14 protein-coding genes and 1 pseudogene are annotated in these 15505 nt (G+C 69.6%); 13 read left to right on the top strand and 2 right to left on the bottom strand.

Annotation, left to right across the window (positions count from 1 at the left end):
- The first annotated feature begins 6 nt into the window (after positions 1–6).
- Positions 7–738 carry a hypothetical protein gene (locus ACEXHE_RS11785; RefSeq protein WP_260061732.1) on the top strand — a complete coding sequence of 244 codons (732 nt, stop codon included), beginning with the start codon at positions 7–9 and terminating at the stop codon, positions 736–738.
- Between the two features lie 113 nt (positions 739–851).
- Here ACEXHE_RS11785 and ACEXHE_RS11780 read toward each other — a convergent pair whose 3' ends face one another.
- Positions 852–1019, bottom strand: a complete 168-nt coding sequence (locus ACEXHE_RS11780; protein ID WP_374785920.1) for a hypothetical protein — start codon at positions 1017–1019, stop codon at positions 852–854.
- 204 nt (positions 1020–1223) lie between these two features.
- Between ACEXHE_RS11780 and ligA the strand changes: the two genes are divergently transcribed.
- The 12 genes from ligA to ACEXHE_RS11720 all read left to right on the top strand — a co-directional run bounded on the left by ligA (position 1224) and on the right by ACEXHE_RS11720 (position 14700).
- A complete protein-coding gene (gene ligA / locus ACEXHE_RS11775) occupies positions 1224–3656 on the top strand; it encodes an NAD-dependent DNA ligase LigA (protein WP_374785965.1) in 2433 nt (810 codons plus the stop codon).
- Positions 3653–4525 (top strand): inositol monophosphatase family protein, encoded by an 873-nt coding sequence (locus ACEXHE_RS11770; protein WP_260061730.1) that lies wholly within the window; start codon positions 3653–3655, stop codon positions 4523–4525. Before ligA ends, ACEXHE_RS11770 begins: the two co-directional genes overlap by 4 nt.
- A 112-nt stretch (positions 4526–4637) precedes the next feature.
- A complete protein-coding gene (locus ACEXHE_RS11765) occupies positions 4638–5099 on the top strand; it encodes a glutaredoxin domain-containing protein (RefSeq protein ID WP_374785919.1) in 462 nt (153 codons plus the stop codon).
- Positions 5096–5689, top strand: coding sequence for a GNAT family N-acetyltransferase (locus tag ACEXHE_RS11760; protein ID WP_374785918.1), 594 nt, complete (start codon positions 5096–5098; stop codon positions 5687–5689). The genes ACEXHE_RS11765 and ACEXHE_RS11760 overlap by 4 nt, the downstream gene beginning before the upstream one ends.
- Before the next feature lie 63 nt (positions 5690–5752).
- Entirely contained in the window at positions 5753–6049 is a 297-nt protein-coding gene (gene gatC, locus ACEXHE_RS11755; protein ID WP_091697945.1) for an Asp-tRNA(Asn)/Glu-tRNA(Gln) amidotransferase subunit GatC, read from the top strand.
- 11 nt (positions 6050–6060) lie between these two features.
- Entirely contained in the window at positions 6061–7629 is a 1569-nt protein-coding gene (gene gatA, locus ACEXHE_RS11750) for an Asp-tRNA(Asn)/Glu-tRNA(Gln) amidotransferase subunit GatA (RefSeq protein ID WP_374785917.1), read from the top strand.
- Positions 7629–9143 (top strand): Asp-tRNA(Asn)/Glu-tRNA(Gln) amidotransferase subunit GatB, encoded by a 1515-nt coding sequence (gene gatB, locus ACEXHE_RS11745; protein ID WP_374785916.1) that lies wholly within the window; start codon positions 7629–7631, stop codon positions 9141–9143. The genes gatA and gatB overlap by 1 nt, the downstream gene beginning before the upstream one ends.
- Before the next feature lie 24 nt (positions 9144–9167).
- Complete coding sequence (locus ACEXHE_RS11740) at positions 9168–10247, top strand: heparan-alpha-glucosaminide N-acetyltransferase domain-containing protein (protein ID WP_374785915.1); 1080 nt, start codon at positions 9168–9170, stop codon at positions 10245–10247.
- Positions 10237–11166, top strand: a complete 930-nt coding sequence (locus ACEXHE_RS11735) for a phosphotransferase (protein WP_356969365.1) — start codon at positions 10237–10239, stop codon at positions 11164–11166. The genes ACEXHE_RS11740 and ACEXHE_RS11735 overlap by 11 nt, the downstream gene beginning before the upstream one ends.
- 126 nt (positions 11167–11292) lie before the next feature.
- Positions 11293–12339 (top strand): L-threonine 3-dehydrogenase, encoded by a 1047-nt coding sequence (tdh, locus tag ACEXHE_RS11730; protein ID WP_374785914.1) that lies wholly within the window; start codon positions 11293–11295, stop codon positions 12337–12339.
- Positions 12339–13547, top strand: a complete 1209-nt coding sequence (locus ACEXHE_RS11725) for a glycine C-acetyltransferase (protein ID WP_374785913.1) — start codon at positions 12339–12341, stop codon at positions 13545–13547. Before tdh ends, ACEXHE_RS11725 begins: the two co-directional genes overlap by 1 nt.
- A gap of 13 nt (positions 13548–13560) precedes the next feature.
- A complete protein-coding gene (locus tag ACEXHE_RS11720) occupies positions 13561–14700 on the top strand; it encodes an NAD(P)/FAD-dependent oxidoreductase (RefSeq protein WP_374785912.1) in 1140 nt (379 codons plus the stop codon).
- Between the two features lie 25 nt (positions 14701–14725).
- On the opposite strand, the pseudogene ACEXHE_RS11715 reads toward ACEXHE_RS11720, so the two are convergent.
- Positions 14726–15505 (bottom strand): annotated as a pseudogene (locus tag ACEXHE_RS11715) (serine protease); the annotation flags it as partial.

The following is a 15505-nucleotide window of genomic DNA, read 5'->3' as shown; positions in this document are numbered from 1 at the left end:
ACGTCCATGACAGAGCAGACGACACCGGAGCAGGCTGCCGGCCAGCTCTCCATCGACTTCTGCGGGGAGTGGTACGAGGTCGAACCGGGGTCCACCTTCACGATCGGGCGTGAGGGCGATCTGGAGATCGACGACAACCCGTACCTGCACCGGCGGTTCATGGAGATCCAGGAGCTCGGCGGGATCTGGTGGCTCTCCAATGTGGGATCGATGATCTCGGCGACGGTGGCCGACTCCTCCGGCGGCATGCAGGCCTGGGTCTCGCCCGGGTCCCGGATCCCGCTGGTGTTCGGTCAGCTGAACGTGGTCTTCACCGCCGGCCCCACCACGTATGAGTTCTCGGTGCATCTGAAGACCCCGTCCTTTCTGCAGCAGGGCGGCGGCAGTGACGCGGTGGGGGAGACCACCATCGGGCCCGTGGTGTTCACCCCGTCCCAGAAGGCGGTGATCGTGGCCCTGGCCGAACCGATCCTTCGCCGTGGCGGCACCGGGTTCTCCACAGTTCCATCCTCGGCCGATGCCGCCAAACGTCTGGGCTGGCCGATCACCCGGTTCAACCGGAAGCTGGACAATGTCTGCGACAAGCTGGACCGTGTGGGTGTGGCCGGGCTGCGCGGCGGCGGCGGCAAACTGGCCACCAATCGCCGGGCCCGCCTGGTGGAGCACGCCGTGACCTCACACCTGATCACTCCGGAGGACCTGCCCCTGCTGGACCAGCAGGTGGACGAAGAGGACTGAGGGGCCCGGGGTGCGCTGGGTCTGACTGGACCGGACGGGCAGCCCCCGCCATTGTCCCTGCCCTTGGCCTCCCCTCGCCCTCGCCCTCTAACGTGTGGCCGAGAATCGGGGGTTCATCGGCCTCGCAACCCCGGATATTCAGCCCCACGTTGACCGTGAGCGGCGGCAAACACCAGAGGGCCGCGCCAGGCTGCGTCGAACCGACGGACGGCGATCAGCCCGCAGACGATCCCTGCCGCCCAGATCGCCAGCACGATGATCTCCACGGTGTTGAGCTCCACTGGAGGACTCCTGTCCGAGCGTGGGCGGTCCACCTCTTGTGCTGAACGGAAGCGCGTGGACTCTCGGAGGGGAACGGATGGTTCTGCTCACCGGAGGGCCCCGGCGACTCCTCCCGTGTCCGGGCCCAGCACTAGGCTGACCGGGTGACCACAGACCAGACTCGCGCTGACTCGAAGAACGCACCGGCCGCCGTCAACCCTGCCGTGGACCCGGACCTCCAGCCGGATGCCGAGGAGATCCCCACCGGGTCCCTGCGGGAGGAGTACGAGCACCTCGTGGATGAGGTGCGCCGTCACCGCACGGCCTACTACCAGAACGACGCCCCGGAGATCTCCGATGCCGAGTACGACGCCCTGTACCGGCGGCTCGAGGACCTGGAGGCGATGCACCCGGAGATCGTCGCCAACGACTCTCCCACCCAGGAGGTCGGCGGTGAGGTGTCCGAGGCCTTCGCGCCCGTGACCCACCTGGCCCGGATGTACTCCCTGGAGGACGTGTTCTCGGTGGAGGAGCTGCGCACCTGGTACCAGCGCACCGCCGCGTCGATCGAGAACATCGCGCCCGGTACCACCCCGCAGTGGCTGGCCGAGGTCAAGATCGACGGACTGGCCGTGAACCTGCTCTACCGCGAGGGCAGGCTGGTCCGCGCGGCCACTCGCGGTGACGGGACCACCGGTGAGGACGTCACGCACAACGTGATGACCATTGGGGACATCCCGCAGCAGCTGAGCGGCTCGGGCTGGCCGGAGGAGATGGAGGTGCGCGGCGAGGTCTACATCTCCACCGCCGACTTCCGGGCGTTCAACGAACAGCGCGTGGAGGCCGGGCTGGCCCCGTTCGCCAACCCCCGCAACTCCGCCGCCGGGTCCCTGCGCCAGAAGGACCCCGCGGAGACCGCCAAGCGTCCGCTGAAGATGTTCGTGCACGGCATCGGCGCCCACACCGGACTGGACGCCCAGAGCCAGCACGCCACCTACGAGCTGCTCGCCTCCTGGGGACTGCCCGTGAGCCCGTACACCTCCCTGCTCACCGCGCTCGAGGGCACCGCCAAGAAGCCCGGGATCCTGGAGTACATCGAGCAGTACGGACAGCAGCGCCACGGTCTGGTCCACGAGATCGACGGGATCGTGGTCAAGGTCGACTCCTTCGCCCTGCAGCGCGCTCTGGGCCACACCTCCCGCGTCCCGCGCTGGGCCGCCGCCTACAAGTACCCGCCGGAGGAGGTGCACACCCGGCTGCTCTCCATCGAGGTCAACGTGGGCCGCACCGGCCGAGTCACGCCCTACGCGGTGATGGAGCCCGTGGTGGTGGCCGGATCCACCGTCTCCATGGCCACCCTGCACAACCAGGACGTGGTCAAGCTCAAGAACGTGCTGATCGGGGACACCGTGGTCCTGCGCAAGGCCGGGGACGTGATCCCCGAGGTCGTGGGGCCGGTGCTGCCCCTGCGCGAGGGCAAGAAGACCGTGACCGGAGACGGCCCGCTGGGGGCAGACGAGCTGCGCGAGTTCGTCATGCCCACCCACTGCCCCTCCTGCGGCACCGAGCTGGCCCCGGCCAAGGAGGGCGACGTGGACCTGCGCTGCCCCAACGCCCAGTCCTGCCCCGCACAGCTGACCGGACGCGTGGAGCACCTGGCCTCCCGCGGTGCCTTCGACGTCGAGGCCCTGGGCGAGGAGGCGGCCACCTGGCTGACCAACGGCCCCGGCCCGGACCCTGCTGAGAACGGCGGACGCGTCCAGCCGGAGGGCCCCGGCGTGATCACCTCTGACGCTCAGGTGTTCGACCTGGCCGATGCGGAGGAGAAGGACCCCAAGGCTCCCCACACCCCTGAGGACCTCAACGAACTGCAGGCCCGTCTCGCCGCGGTCCAGGTCTGGCGGGAGAAGCGCACCAAGGACCCGGAGACCGGGAAGCTCGTCCCCTCGGGGCAGTGGGAGCTCAAGCCCTACTTCTGGACCCAGGGCACCGCCAAGAAGCCCTCCGAGCCCACCGCCAACACCCGGCGCCTGTTCCAGGAGCTGCACAAGGCCAAGACCCAGCCGCTCTGGCGCGTGCTCGTGGCCCTGTCCATCCGGCACGTGGGTCCCACCGCCGCGCGCTCGCTGGCCACCGCGTTCGGATCCATGGACGCCCTGGTCCAGCTGGTCACCCAGGAGGACACCGAGGCCGCGCGCACCCGCCTGGCGGATGTGGACGGTGTGGGCCCGATCATCGCCGACGCCGTCATCGAGTGGTTCGCCGAGGACTGGCACCGGCAGATCGTGGAGCGCTGGCGCACGGCCGGTGTGGTGATGGAGGACGAGCAGGACCCGGACATGCCCCGCACCCTGGAGGGCCTGACCGTGGTGGTCACGGGCTCGCTGGAGGGCTTCAGCCGCGACTCCGCCAAGGAGGCCATCATCCTGCGCGGCGGCAAGGCCTCGGGCTCGGTGTCCAAGAAGACGGACTTCGTGGTGGCCGGGGAGAACGCCGGCTCCAAGCTGGACAAGGCCGAGTCCCTGGGCGTCCCGGTGCTGGACGAGGCCGGGTTCCAGGCTCTGCTGGCCGGCGGGGCCGAGGCGGTCAGCGGCCGCACAGACGAAGACCTTCCCGACGACGGCGCCTCGCCTGAGGTGCAGGAGGAGACCTCATGAGCACGCTCAGTGGGCTGCTGGTGGTGGCCAAGAGCGCCGCGAAGGCCGGAGCCGCCGTGCTGGCCCAGCGTCCGGTCACCCTGGTCCCGGCCACCCGGGACGAACTGGGTGCTGAGACCAAGACCTCCGGCTCCGACTGGGTCACCGACTATGACCGCCGGGCCGAGGACGCCGTCCGCCAGGTCATCACCGGCTACCGTCCGCACGATGAGATCAGCGGCGAGGAGTACGGGCACACCGCCCCCGAGCACCCCTCCGGGTACCGGTGGGCGATCGACCCGCTGGACGGGACCACGAACTTCATCCGGGGCATCCCGCAGTTCTGCACCTCCGTGGCCGTGGAAGGCCCGGCCGAGGACACCGGTGAGCGGCGCTGGCTGGCGAGTGCCGTCGTCGCGCCCGTGCTGGGTCGGATCTGGTGGGCCAGCGCCGGTCAGGGTGCCTTCACCGCGCTGGACCCCTCACTGGGGGTGACGGGAGAGGACGGTGAGCCCCTGGAGCCGGTGCGACTCGCCGGTCCCGTGCTCGGCCGCTCCGGACGGCTGCTGGGCACCGGCTTCGGGTATGACGCCGAGCGCCGCGCCTTCCAGCAGAGGGTGCTGGCCCAGATCATGCCGGCGTTCGGGGACGTGCGCAGGATCGGCTCGGCGGCCCTGGACCTGTGCATGGTGGCCGACGGCACCCTGGACGCCTATGCGGAGATCGGGACCATGGAGTACGACTGGGCCGGGGGAGCGCTCATCGCCGAGGAGGCCGGGGTGCCCGTGCACCGTCCGGCCCACCCCAACGGAAACGAGCACCCCGACTGGTCCGTGGCCGGGGACATCGACCTGTCCCTGCTGCCGCCCCTCACCCCTCCCAACCCCTGATCACGATCACGCCAACTCGGCTCCGGCACGGCGTGTCGCACGAACTGCTGGGCACGTGATCCAAGGGGGTGGGGCGTGCGGGTGTGGGGCCACCGCGTGACAGACTGGGGTGATGCGACGGCTGCTGAAGGTTCCAGCCCTGCTCCCCATGGCGTTCGCGGCCGGGGCGCTGCTGTTCCTCGCCCAGGCCATCCTGCAGGGTGACTGGGTCAGCTGGCTGATCGCGGCACTGTTCATCTTCTTCACCGTGAGGTACTTCGTGGACGCCACCATCCAATCCCGCCCCGTCGCCGGGGTGGACGCCCATCTCGCCCAGGGCGGAGCCGTCGTCTACTGGCGGCCCGGCTGCCCCTACTGCGGCGCACTGATCCGAGCCCTGGGACCTGAACTGCGCAACAGCCCGTACTGGGTGAACATCTGGGATGAGCCGGAGGCCGCTGAACGCCTGCGCGGCTACAACGACGGCAACGAGACCGTCCCCACCCTCGTCACCTCCGCCGGTCACGTGGTCGCCACCGACACCGCCGCCGCCGTGGAGACCATCCGCACCGCCACCCCCGCCGAGAGAGCATGAACAGCACACCCATCGACCTGCACGGTCCCCGTCCCACCGAGTCGATCCTGCAGCATGGACACGTCACCGTCCGTGACGCCGTGGAAGCGGACTTCGGGGCGATCGGTGAGCTCACCGTCCGCGCCTACCTCGACGGCGGACACCTGCAGGAGGGCGACCACTACCTGAAGAACCTGGCCGATGTGGCCACGCGTGCGGCCGCTGCCCGGGTGCTGGTCGCCGAGGTCCCCGGACCGGACGGCACCCCCGTGGTGGCCGGATCCGTGGTCCTGAGCCTGCCCGGCATGGAGATGTCCGAGCTCGCCCAGGACGGGGAGCTGGAGTTCAGGATGCTCGCCGTCCACCCGGATCACCACCGCAAGGGAGTGGCCCGCGCCCTGGTGCGCACCGTGATCGCCCGCGCCGAGGCGCACGAGGCGATCTCCGCCGTCGTGCTCACCACCATGGAGACCATGCTGGGAGCCCACCGGCTCTACGAGTCCGAGGGATTCGTGCGCACCCCGGAGCGCGACTGGTGCCTCTCCGAGATCATGACCCTCACCCCCGGTCAACCGGACAAGTGCTTCCCGGTCTACCGGCGTCCGGTGTGACCCACCGGCACTAGACTGAGTCACCGAACCACACCATCCGCAGCAGGAGACCACAGGAGATCTATGTCTGCCATCACCCGTGAGGACGTCGCCCACCTGGCGCGGCTCGCCCACATCCAGATGGACGGTGAGGAGCTGGACCGGATGGCCGGTGAGCTCGATGTCATCGTCGACGCCATCGCCTCCGTCAGCGAGGTCGCCTCGCAGGACGTGCCGGCCACCTCGCACCCCATCCCGTTGAACAACGTGTTCCGCGAGGACACCCCCCACGGGATGCTCACCCAGGAGCAGGCCCTGGCCATGGCCCCCGATGCCGAGGACGGACAGTTCAAGGTCCCGGCCATCCTGGACGGCGAGTGAGCGGAGCAGACATGACTGAGCAGAACTGCACCCCTGACCAGCTGATCCGGCTCTCCGCCCTGCAGATGGCCGATCTGCTGCGGGTCGGCACCATCACCTCAGTGGAGCTGACCCAGGCGCACCTGGACCGGATCGCCGAGGTAGACGGGGGAGAGAGCGGCATCCATGCCTTCCTCCACGTCAACACGGACGAGGCACTGGCCGTGGCCGCCGAGGTGGACGCCATCCGCGCCGCCGGCGGACTCGAGGCCGATGCCCTGCACCCGCTGGCCGGTGTACCGATCGCCGTCAAGGACCTGATCGTCACCATCGGACAGCCCACCACGGCGGGCTCGAAGATGCTCGAGGGCTGGATGAGCCCCTACGACGCCACCGTGGTGGAGAAGATCCGCACGGCCCGGCTGCCGATCCTGGGCAAGACCAACCTGGATGAGTTCGCCATGGGCTCCTCCACCGAGCACTCCGCCTTCGGCAACACGCTGAACCCCTGGGACCCGGCACGGATCCCCGGTGGCTCCGGAGGCGGCTCAGCCGCTGCCGTGGCGGCGTTCATGGCCCCGTTGGCCCTGGGCACGGACACCGGCGGCTCCATCCGCCAGCCCGGTGCCGTCACCGGGACGGTCGGCGCCAAGCCCACTTACGGCGGCGTCTCCCGCTACGGCGTGATCGCCATGGCCTCCTCCCTGGACCAGGTGGGACCCGTGACCCGCACCGTCCAGGACTCCGCCGCCCTGCAGGAGCTGATCGGCGGACACGACCCCCGCGACTCCACCTCTCTGCCCGAGCCGCTGGAGGGCCTGCTCACCGCGGCCCAGCAGCAGGACATCACCGGCCTGCGGATCGGCATCGTCAAGGAGCTGCAGGGCGAGGGCTACCAGGCCGGCGTGCTGGAGCGCTTCCAGGAGGCCGTGAAGGTCCTGGAGGATGCCGGTGCGGTGGTCCAGGAGGTCTCCTGCCCGCACTTCGGCTACGCCCTGGGCGCCTACTACCTGATCATGCCCTCGGAGGTCTCCTCCAACCTGGCCAAGTTCGATGGCGTGCGCTACGGCAACCGGGTGGTTCCCGACGGCGGCGGCACCATTGAGCAGGTCATGGGCGCCACGCGTGCGGCTGGCTTCGGTGAAGAGGTCAAGCGCCGCATCATCCTGGGCACCTACGCCCTCTCCGCCGGCTACTACGACGCCTACTACGGTTCGGCGCAGAAGGTCCGCACCCTGATCCAGCGTGACCTGGAGGCCGCGTTCGATCAGGTGGACGTGCTGATCTCACCCACCTCGCCGACCACCGCCTTCGCCTTCGGCGAGAAGCTGGACGATCCACTCGCCATGTACCTCAATGATGTGGCCACCATCCCGGCGAACCTGGCCGGCATCCCGGGCATCTCGGTGCCCGGTGGCCTCTCCGAGGGCCTGCCGGTGGGCGTGCAGTTCCTGGCGCCCGTTCGCGGGGACGCCGTGATGTACCGCGCCGCAGCAGCCCTGGAGTCCCGTCTCGAGCAGCAGTGGGGCGGACCGATCTGGCAGCAGAGCGAACGCCTCGCCGCCACCGACCACTCTCAGACCGCAGGAGGAGATCGCTGATGGCAGCCGTCACCGACGAAGTGCTCAGCTTCGACGAGGCCATGGCCGCCTTCGACCCCGTCCTGGGGTTCGAGGTGCACGTGGAGCTGAACACCCAGACCAAGATGTTCTCCCCGGCGCCCAACGCCTTCGGAGACGTCCCGAACACCAACGTCTCCCCGGTGTGCCTGGGCCTGCCCGGCGTCCTGCCGGTGGTCAACGGCGAGGCCGTGGAGTACTCCATCAAGCTCGGCCTGGCCCTGAACTGCCAGATCGCCGAGACCTGCCGGTTCGCGCGGAAGAACTACTTCTACCCGGACACCCCGAAGAACTTCCAGACCTCCCAGTACGACGAGCCGATCGCCTTCGACGGCTGGCTGGACGTGGAGCTGGAGGACGGGACCGTGTTCCGCGTGGAGATCGAACGCGCCCACATGGAGGAGGACGCCGGCAAGCTCACCCACGTGGGCGGTGCCTCCGGCCGCATCCAGGACGCCGCCTACTCCCTGGTGGACTACAACCGCGCCGGTGTGCCCCTGGTGGAGATCGTCACCAAGCCGATCGTCGGCGCCGGTGAACGTGCCCCGGAGCTGGCCCGTGCCTACGTGACCGCCATCCGGGACATCGTGAAGAACCTGGACATCTCCGACGCCCGGATGGAGCGCGGCAACGTCCGCTGCGACGCCAACGTCTCGCTGATGCCCAAGGGCTCCACCACCTTCGGCACCCGCACCGAGACCAAGAACGTGAACTCCACGCGGGCCGTGGCCCACGCGGTCACCTTCGAGATCCAGCGTCAGGCCGCCGTGCTGCAGTCCGGCGGCAGCATCGTCCAGGAGACCCGTCACTGGCACGAGGACACCCGCACCACCACCTCGGGTCGTCCCAAGTCCGATGCCGACGACTACCGGTACTTCCCGGAGCCGGACCTGGTGCCGGTCCACACCACGCCCGAGTGGATCGAGCGACTGCGCGCCGAGCTGCCCGAGCCTCCCGCCGAGCGCCGCAAGCGCCTGAAGGCGGAGTGGGGATACTCCGACGAGGAGTTCCGCGACGTGGTCAACGCCGGTGTGACCGAGGAGATCGCTGCGACCGTGGAGGCCGGCGCCACCGCGTCCGCCGCCCGCAAGTGGTGGATGGGTGAGATCGCCCGCCTGGCCAACGTCGCGGAGAAGGACATCGCCGACCTGGGCGTGACTCCGGAGCACGTCGTGGAGATCGAGACGCTGATCGGTGAGAAGACCATCAACGACAAGATCGCCAAGCAGGTGCTCGGGTTCGTCGTCGCCGGGGAGGGCACTCCTCGTCAGATCGTCGAGGCCAAGGGTCTGGCCGTGGTCTCCGACGACGGCGCCCTCACCACCGCCGTACAGGAGGCGATCGAGCAGAACCCCGGTGTGGTGGAGAAGATCAAGGGCGGCAAGCTGCAGGCCGTCGGCGCACTGATCGGCCCGGTCATGAAGGCCACCCGAGGCCAGGCCGATGCCGCGCGTGTGCGCGAGATCGTCCTGGAGCAGCTGGGCGTCCAGGAGTGACCTCGGCAACAGCCGCCCGCTGACATGGGCAGCACCCGTACAGGGCCGCGCCGTGAGCGCATCGAGTGGATCGATGCCGCTCGCGGCGTGGCCCTGTTCTCCATGTTCGTCGCCCACACGGCGCCGTCCGGTGGCCCGGCCGGGGTCCTGAACCTCACCGAGCACTTGACCGCGGCACTGTTCGCCGCGCTCATCGGGGTCTCCGCGCGGCTGGAGGCAGGGAGGACCGGTCTCGGCCCAGCACTGCTGAGGTCGCTGTGGCGCGGTGCCGTGCTGGTGGCACTGACACTGCTCAACGTCCAGTTCGGTGCCGGCGTGGTGGACATCCTGGGATTTCTGGCTGTCGTCACGCTGCTTGCAGCGCTGCTGGCAGGACTGCCCTGGATGGTCCGAGCGGGCCTCGCCGCCCTCCTGATGGCAGTTGTCCCGCTGCTGCAGTCGACCTGGGGAGCCGGCCGACTGGCGCTGTCCCTGACACAGTCGGGGCTTGATCCTGCGCTGGCGAGTGGCATCCAGGATCTGGCCGCCGGGCCGTACTACCGACTGCCCAGCCTGCTGCTCTGGGCGTTGGTGGGCAGCCTGGTCCTCGACAGCCTCACCCACGGACGCGGTGGGAAGGCCTCCCGGCCCCGCGCCCTGGTGGTCTGCACAGCGGGAACCGTTGTGGCCGTCGTCGTGATGGTGTGGATCCGGTGGGAGCGTGGCAGCTTCCTGGTGCCTTACACCGGTGAGCAGGCGGAGGTGGTGTTCAACACTGCGCTCGTGGTGGCGGTGGTGGCCGGGTGCGCCGCTGTGGTGCCGCTGCTGCCGCTCGGGCTGACTCGGCTGCTGGCCGTGCCCGGGTCCATGACGCTGACCCTGTACGTGGCCCACACGGCGTTCCTGGGGTGGGTGGCGCGCCATCCGGGGCCGTGGCAGGTCAGCGGGGGATACGACGACTCCTGGCTCGTGTTGGGCACGCTGATGCTGGGAGCTGTGATGGTCGCGCTGCTGTGGCGGACCGGGGTGCGCCGTGCACCGTGGTCGGCCGGGCCGATCGAGGGCGTCATCCGCGCCGCCGAGAACCTGGTCGGCGGATCCCGGAGGCCCAGCAGTGGGCAGTGAACCGGTCATCACCCCGACGCTGGTCCGGAGGCTGCTTCAGGAGCAGCATCCGGACCTGGGGGAGCTGAAGGTCGGAGAGATCGTCCAGGGATGGGACAACACCATGGTCCGCCTCGGTGATGAGCTGGCCCTGCGCCTGCCTCGACACGAGATGGGGGAGCGACTGCTGGGGCAGGAGATCCAGTGGCTTCCAGTGCTGGGGCTGCAGACCGGTGTGCGGGTGCCGGCTGCCGTGTGGACCGGGGTGCCCCTGGCCACGAGCCCGGACGGCCCCGGTTATCCGTACCGCTGGGCGGTGGTGCCGTGGACGGCCGGCCGATCCGCAGGGGAGCTGCTCACGCAGACCAGAGACGCCTATGCCGAGCCGTTCGCGAGGACGCTGGCCGCCCTGCATGTGCCCGGAGCTGCGGGAGCCCCGGTGAGTCCCGTGGGGCGGGGCCAGGGGATCGAGACCGTCCTGGACCGGGTGCGGGAGCGACTCCGGGACCGGACCGCCGAGCTGGGAGAACGACAGGTGGGACACCTGGGTGACCTGATCCAGCAGGCGTTGGACGCGAGACCGCACGAAGGACCGCCCCGGTGGCTGCACGGCGATCCCCACCCGCGGAACACCGTGCTGACCGCGGCCCCTCAGGATGAGGGCCCAGGCAGCCCCCAGCTGGTGGACTTCGGTGACCTCTGCGTCGGAGACCCCGCCTCTGATCTGGGGCAGTCCTGGGACCACTTCACCAGTGCTGGACGGGAACGGTTCCGGGCGGCGTACGGGCAGGCTCGAGAGCTGACGGATGAGGACGACCAGGCGCTCTGGACCCGTGCTCGTGGCTGGGCTGTGCACTATGCCCTGATCTACCTGGACCCCCACCGTCCGGAGGAGCTGCGCCGCGCCGGAGGACGCATGCTCGAGGTCCTTGACTCGTAGCGCGTGTGTGAAGGCGGTTACAGTGAAGGCGACGGTCGGGCACACACCTGCCTGGCCGTCGTCGTTCCCTGTATCCCGGCGCTGCACCACCCCGGCGGCGCCCCTGCGGAGAGGCACCGCCGCCCCATGAAGGCCCTGTACAAGTCCGGACCCCACGCCGGGTTCGAGCTCACCGACCGGCCCGAGCCTGAATGCGGTGCCCATGACGTCAAGATCCGGGTGCACACCGCCGGGATCTGCGGCACTGACCTGCACATCCTCGCCTACGACCCTGCGGCGCAGGCCATGATCCAGGCCCCCATGATCCCCGGGCACGAGTTCTACGGGGAGGTCGTCGAGGTCGGCTACCTGGCCACCCACGTGAAGGTGGGGGACAAGGTCTCCGGCGAGGGCCATGTGGTGTGCGGGATGTGCCGGAACTGCCGGGCCGGACGCCGCCAGATGTGCATCAACACCAGTTCCGTGGGCGTGCAGCGGGACGGGGCGTTCGCCGAGTACGTGGTCATCCCCGAGTCCAATGTGTGGGTGCACCAGGATCCGAGCATCACCGCCGAGCTCGGCGCCATCTTCGACCCCTTCGGCAACGCCGTGCACACCGCCCTGTCCTTCCCACTGGTCGGCGAGGACGTGCTGATCACCGGTGCCGGGCCGATCGGGCTGATGGCCATTGCCGTGGCCCGTCATGCCGGTGCGCGCAAGATCGCCATCACCGATGTCTCCCCCGAACGGCTCGAACTGGCCCGGGCGATCGGCGCCGACCTGGCCGTGGACGTCTCCACCACCCGGATCTCCGAGGCGCAGCGGCAGCTGGGCATGCTGGAGGGCTTCGACGTGGGGCTGGAGATGTCCGGCCGGCCCAGCGCTCTGCGCGAGATGATCGACAACATGAACCACGGCGGCAAGATCGCCCTGCTGGGCCTGCCGGATCAGCCCATCGAGGTGGACTGGACCAAGGTGGTCACTCACATGCTGACCATCAAGGGGATCTACGGCCGGGAGATGTTCGAGACCTGGTACGCCATGAGCGCCATGCTCTCCTCGAACCCCACCCTGCGCGAACACGTGGCCGGAGTGGTCACCGACGTCATCCCCGCCCCGGACTGGGAGCGGGCATTCGAGACGGCCCGGTCCGGCAGCACCGGCAAGGTCGTCCTGGACTGGAGGAACATCTGATGTACACCGTGAAGGACCAGCTGGTCGCCGAGCTGGCGCAGATCGAGACCGACGGCCTGACCAAGCGCGAGCGCCGGGTCGACTCCCCGCAGTCCAACCGCATCCAGGCCGGACCCGTGGACGGAGAGAGCCGGGACGTGCTGAACTTCTGCGCCAACAACTACCTCGGCCTGGCCGATGACCCCCGGCTGATCGAGTCCGCCAAGCGTGCCCTGGACGAGCGCGGCTTCGGCATGGCCTCCGTGCGGTTCATCTGCGGCACCCAGGACACCCACCTGGAGCTGGAGCGCCGACTCTCCGAGTTCCTGGGCACCGAGGGCACCATCCTGTTCTCCTCCTGCTTCGACGCCAACGGGGGTGTCTTCGAGTCCCTGTTCGGCCCCGAGGACGCCATCGTCTCCGATGCCCTGAACCACGCCTCGATCATCGACGGCATCCGGCTGTCCAAGGCGGCCCGGTTCCGCTATGCCAACCGGGACATGGCCGACCTGCGGGCCCAGCTGGAGAAGACCACGGCCCTGCACGACGGCGGCGGGGCACGTCGGGTGGTCATCGTCACCGATGGCGTGTTCTCCATGGACGGCTACCTCGCGCCGTTGCAGGAGATCTGCGATCTCGCCGAGGAGTTCGGGGCCCTGGTGATGGTGGACGACTCCCACGCGGTGGGATTCATGGGGCAGACCGGAGCGGGCACGCCGGAGCATGCGAGTGTCACGGACCGGGTGGACATCTACACCGGCACCTTCGGCAAGGCCTTGGGCGGTGCCTCCGGCGGTTATGTGTCCGGACGGGCGGAGATCGTGGCGATGCTGCGGCAGCGGGCTCGGCCGTACCTGTTCTCCAACTCGCTGGCCCCCTCGATCGTGGCCGCCACGCTGACCGCTCTGGACCTGCTGGAGGGCTCGGCGGACCTGCGCGCGCAGCTGGAGTCCAACGCCGCCCTGTTCCGCCGCCGGATGACCGAGGAGGGCTTCGAGCTGCTGGACGGCGAGCACGCCATCATCCCGGTCATGTTCGGCGATGCCGTGGAGGCCGCCCGGGTGGCCGACCGCATGCTGGACCAAGGCGTGTACGTGACCGCATTCAGCTACCCGGTGGTGCCCAAGGGACAGGCCCGGATCCGGGTCCAGCTCTCCGCGGCGCACACCGAGGAGGACATCGAGGCCTGTGTGCAGGCGTTCATCACGGCGCGGGAGGGTGCGGAGTGATCGAGGCCCGGGCGTGAGCACGACCAGGGTGGAGCACCTGATCATCGGGGGAGGCGTGGCCGGGGTGAGTCTGGCCGCGCACCTGGCTGAGCGTGAGCGGGCAGCCGATGAGCGGGCCGACGTGCTGCTGCTCGAGGCCGAACCCATCCTGGCCCACCACACCTCCGGGCGGTCCGCCCAGCAGCTGATCCCCTCCTACGGACCCGATGCCGTGCGCGAGCTGACGCGGCTCACACTGGAGGAGCTGGATCGCACCCAGGCAGAGCTGGCGCATCCCGTGGTCTGGCCCAGTGGGTTCCTGATGGCTGGGACCGAGGAGCAGGTCGCTGCAGGAGCCTCAGAGGTCATGCGGCGGATCAGCCTGGATGAGCTGGCTGAGCTGGCGCCGGAGCTGCGGATCGAACGGTTCGAGGCCGCCGGACTGGACACCACCGCCGTGCGCAGCGACGCCCCGCGGCTGATCCACTGGCACGCCGAACGGGCCCGGTCCGCCGGCGCACAGCTGCGGACCGGTGCGCGGGTGACCGGAATCGAGCCGCGTCCTGCGGGGGACGGGTTCGAGGTGACCGTGCAGACGGAGACCAGCACTGAGCGGATCCACGCACGCGTCGTGGTCAACGCGGCCGGCGCCTGGGCGGACCACGTGGCCTCCCTGGCGGGCGCAGCGCCCCTGGAGCTGACCCCGCTGAGGCGAACGGCCGCCGTCGTGACCCTGGCGGAGCCACTCGCGCCGGAGCATCCGCTGCTGGACCGAGCCGATGAGGCGTACTACTACCGGCCTGAAGGGGAGCACCTGCTGATCTCCCCGTCTGAGGCGGTCCCCTCGCCTGCGGAGGACGCCCAGCCGATCTTGGCCGAGGTGGAGGCGGTGATCGAGCTGATCCGCCAGGACACCACGCTGCAGATCGGTCCCGTTCAGCGCGCGTGGACCGGGCTGCGCACCGAATCCCCGGACGGCGTGCCCGTAGTGGGACGGGACCCAGAGGTGCCCGGGCTGTTCTGGCTGGCCGGTCAGTCCGGCTACGGCTTCCAGACCTGTTCGGCACTGGCCCGCGTGGCCACCGACCTGCTGGTGGACGGTGCCGTGGGGGACTGGTGCCCGGCATGGGCGGCTCAGGCGCTGGACCCGCGACGGTTCCCGCTCGCGCGCTGAGACCCGAGTCCGGCGTTCAGACTGATCAGCGCAGGCGCTGGACCCCGATCGCGTTGAAGTGCTGGGCCATGATGCTGTGCAGCACGTAGTCGTGATGGCCCAGTCCCTGCAGGGTGACCAGCCGGGCACGGGAGAATCCTGCGGCGCGGTAGGCAGCGGACCCCTTCTGTGCCGCGCTGAGGGCCGACCAGGTGGGTGGATTGGTCTGTCCGGCCACGTCCAGCGAACCCGCGTACCAGCGCAGGTCCACGCTCTGACGGAATGTTGCGGACGGGGTGGTGGAGGGGATCGGCCCGTTGAAGTGGCCGCCGCCGGCGACCATGATCGCCGAGCCGGTGCGCATCCAGGTCTCAGGGCGGTCCTTGGACAGCTCACCGGAGATGAATTCGGCGCCTCCGGAGTATCCCATCAAGTGGATCCGGTCGGGGCTGATCGAGGGGTTCCTGCCCAGGATGTCCCGGGCGAAGGCGCGCTGCCAGTCGCCGTTCTGATTCACCCGTTCCCACCAGGTGTAGCCGTTGGCCGAGGTGGCGGATGACGGGGTGACCGGGGCGATGAAGACCAGATTGCGCCGGTTGGCCTCGGCTGCCAGGGCGGTGAAGTCCTGGCTCGTGGGATTCTCGGTGATGGAGGCCGCTCTGCCGTAGTAGTCGCCGTCGAAGTAGAACAGTGCTCCGACCGGCTTGGAGTAGTCGATGCCCTGGGCCCGGACGTGGTACGTCGAGATCATGCCCGCAGCGGAGAAGCGTGCGCCCGTGATGTTGGCGACCGGGGTGGTGCTCGGCGCCGCAGGACGCAGTGTGCT

Source organism: Micrococcus sp. IITD107, assembly GCF_041927415.1.
Lineage (GTDB): Bacteria > Actinomycetota > Actinomycetes > Actinomycetales > Micrococcaceae > Citricoccus > Citricoccus terreus.
Note: the sequence above shows the minus strand (reverse complement) of the source record. Positions and strands in the feature narration are given on the sequence as shown.

What these genes read in the sequence shown, in the direction of transcription:
- ACEXHE_RS11785 (WP_260061732.1), top strand. Translation starts at nt 7, where the DNA reads ATGACAGAGCAGACGACACCGGAGCAGGCTGCCGGCCAGCTCTCCATC.
- ACEXHE_RS11770 (WP_260061730.1), top strand. Translation starts at nt 3,653, where the DNA reads ATGAGCACGCTCAGTGGGCTGCTGGTGGTGGCCAAGAGCGCCGCGAAG.
- ACEXHE_RS11765 (WP_374785919.1), top strand. Translation starts at nt 4,638, where the DNA reads ATGCGACGGCTGCTGAAGGTTCCAGCCCTGCTCCCCATGGCGTTCGCG.
- ACEXHE_RS11760 (WP_374785918.1), top strand. Translation starts at nt 5,096, where the DNA reads ATGAACAGCACACCCATCGACCTGCACGGTCCCCGTCCCACCGAGTCG.
- gatC (WP_091697945.1), top strand. Translation starts at nt 5,753, where the DNA reads ATGTCTGCCATCACCCGTGAGGACGTCGCCCACCTGGCGCGGCTCGCC.
- gatA (WP_374785917.1), top strand. Translation starts at nt 6,061, where the DNA reads ATGACTGAGCAGAACTGCACCCCTGACCAGCTGATCCGGCTCTCCGCC.
- gatB (WP_374785916.1), top strand. Translation starts at nt 7,629, where the DNA reads ATGGCAGCCGTCACCGACGAAGTGCTCAGCTTCGACGAGGCCATGGCC.
- ACEXHE_RS11740 (WP_374785915.1), top strand. Translation starts at nt 9,168, where the DNA reads ATGGGCAGCACCCGTACAGGGCCGCGCCGTGAGCGCATCGAGTGGATC.
- tdh (WP_374785914.1), top strand. Translation starts at nt 11,293, where the DNA reads ATGAAGGCCCTGTACAAGTCCGGACCCCACGCCGGGTTCGAGCTCACC.
- ACEXHE_RS11725 (WP_374785913.1), top strand. Translation starts at nt 12,339, where the DNA reads ATGTACACCGTGAAGGACCAGCTGGTCGCCGAGCTGGCGCAGATCGAG.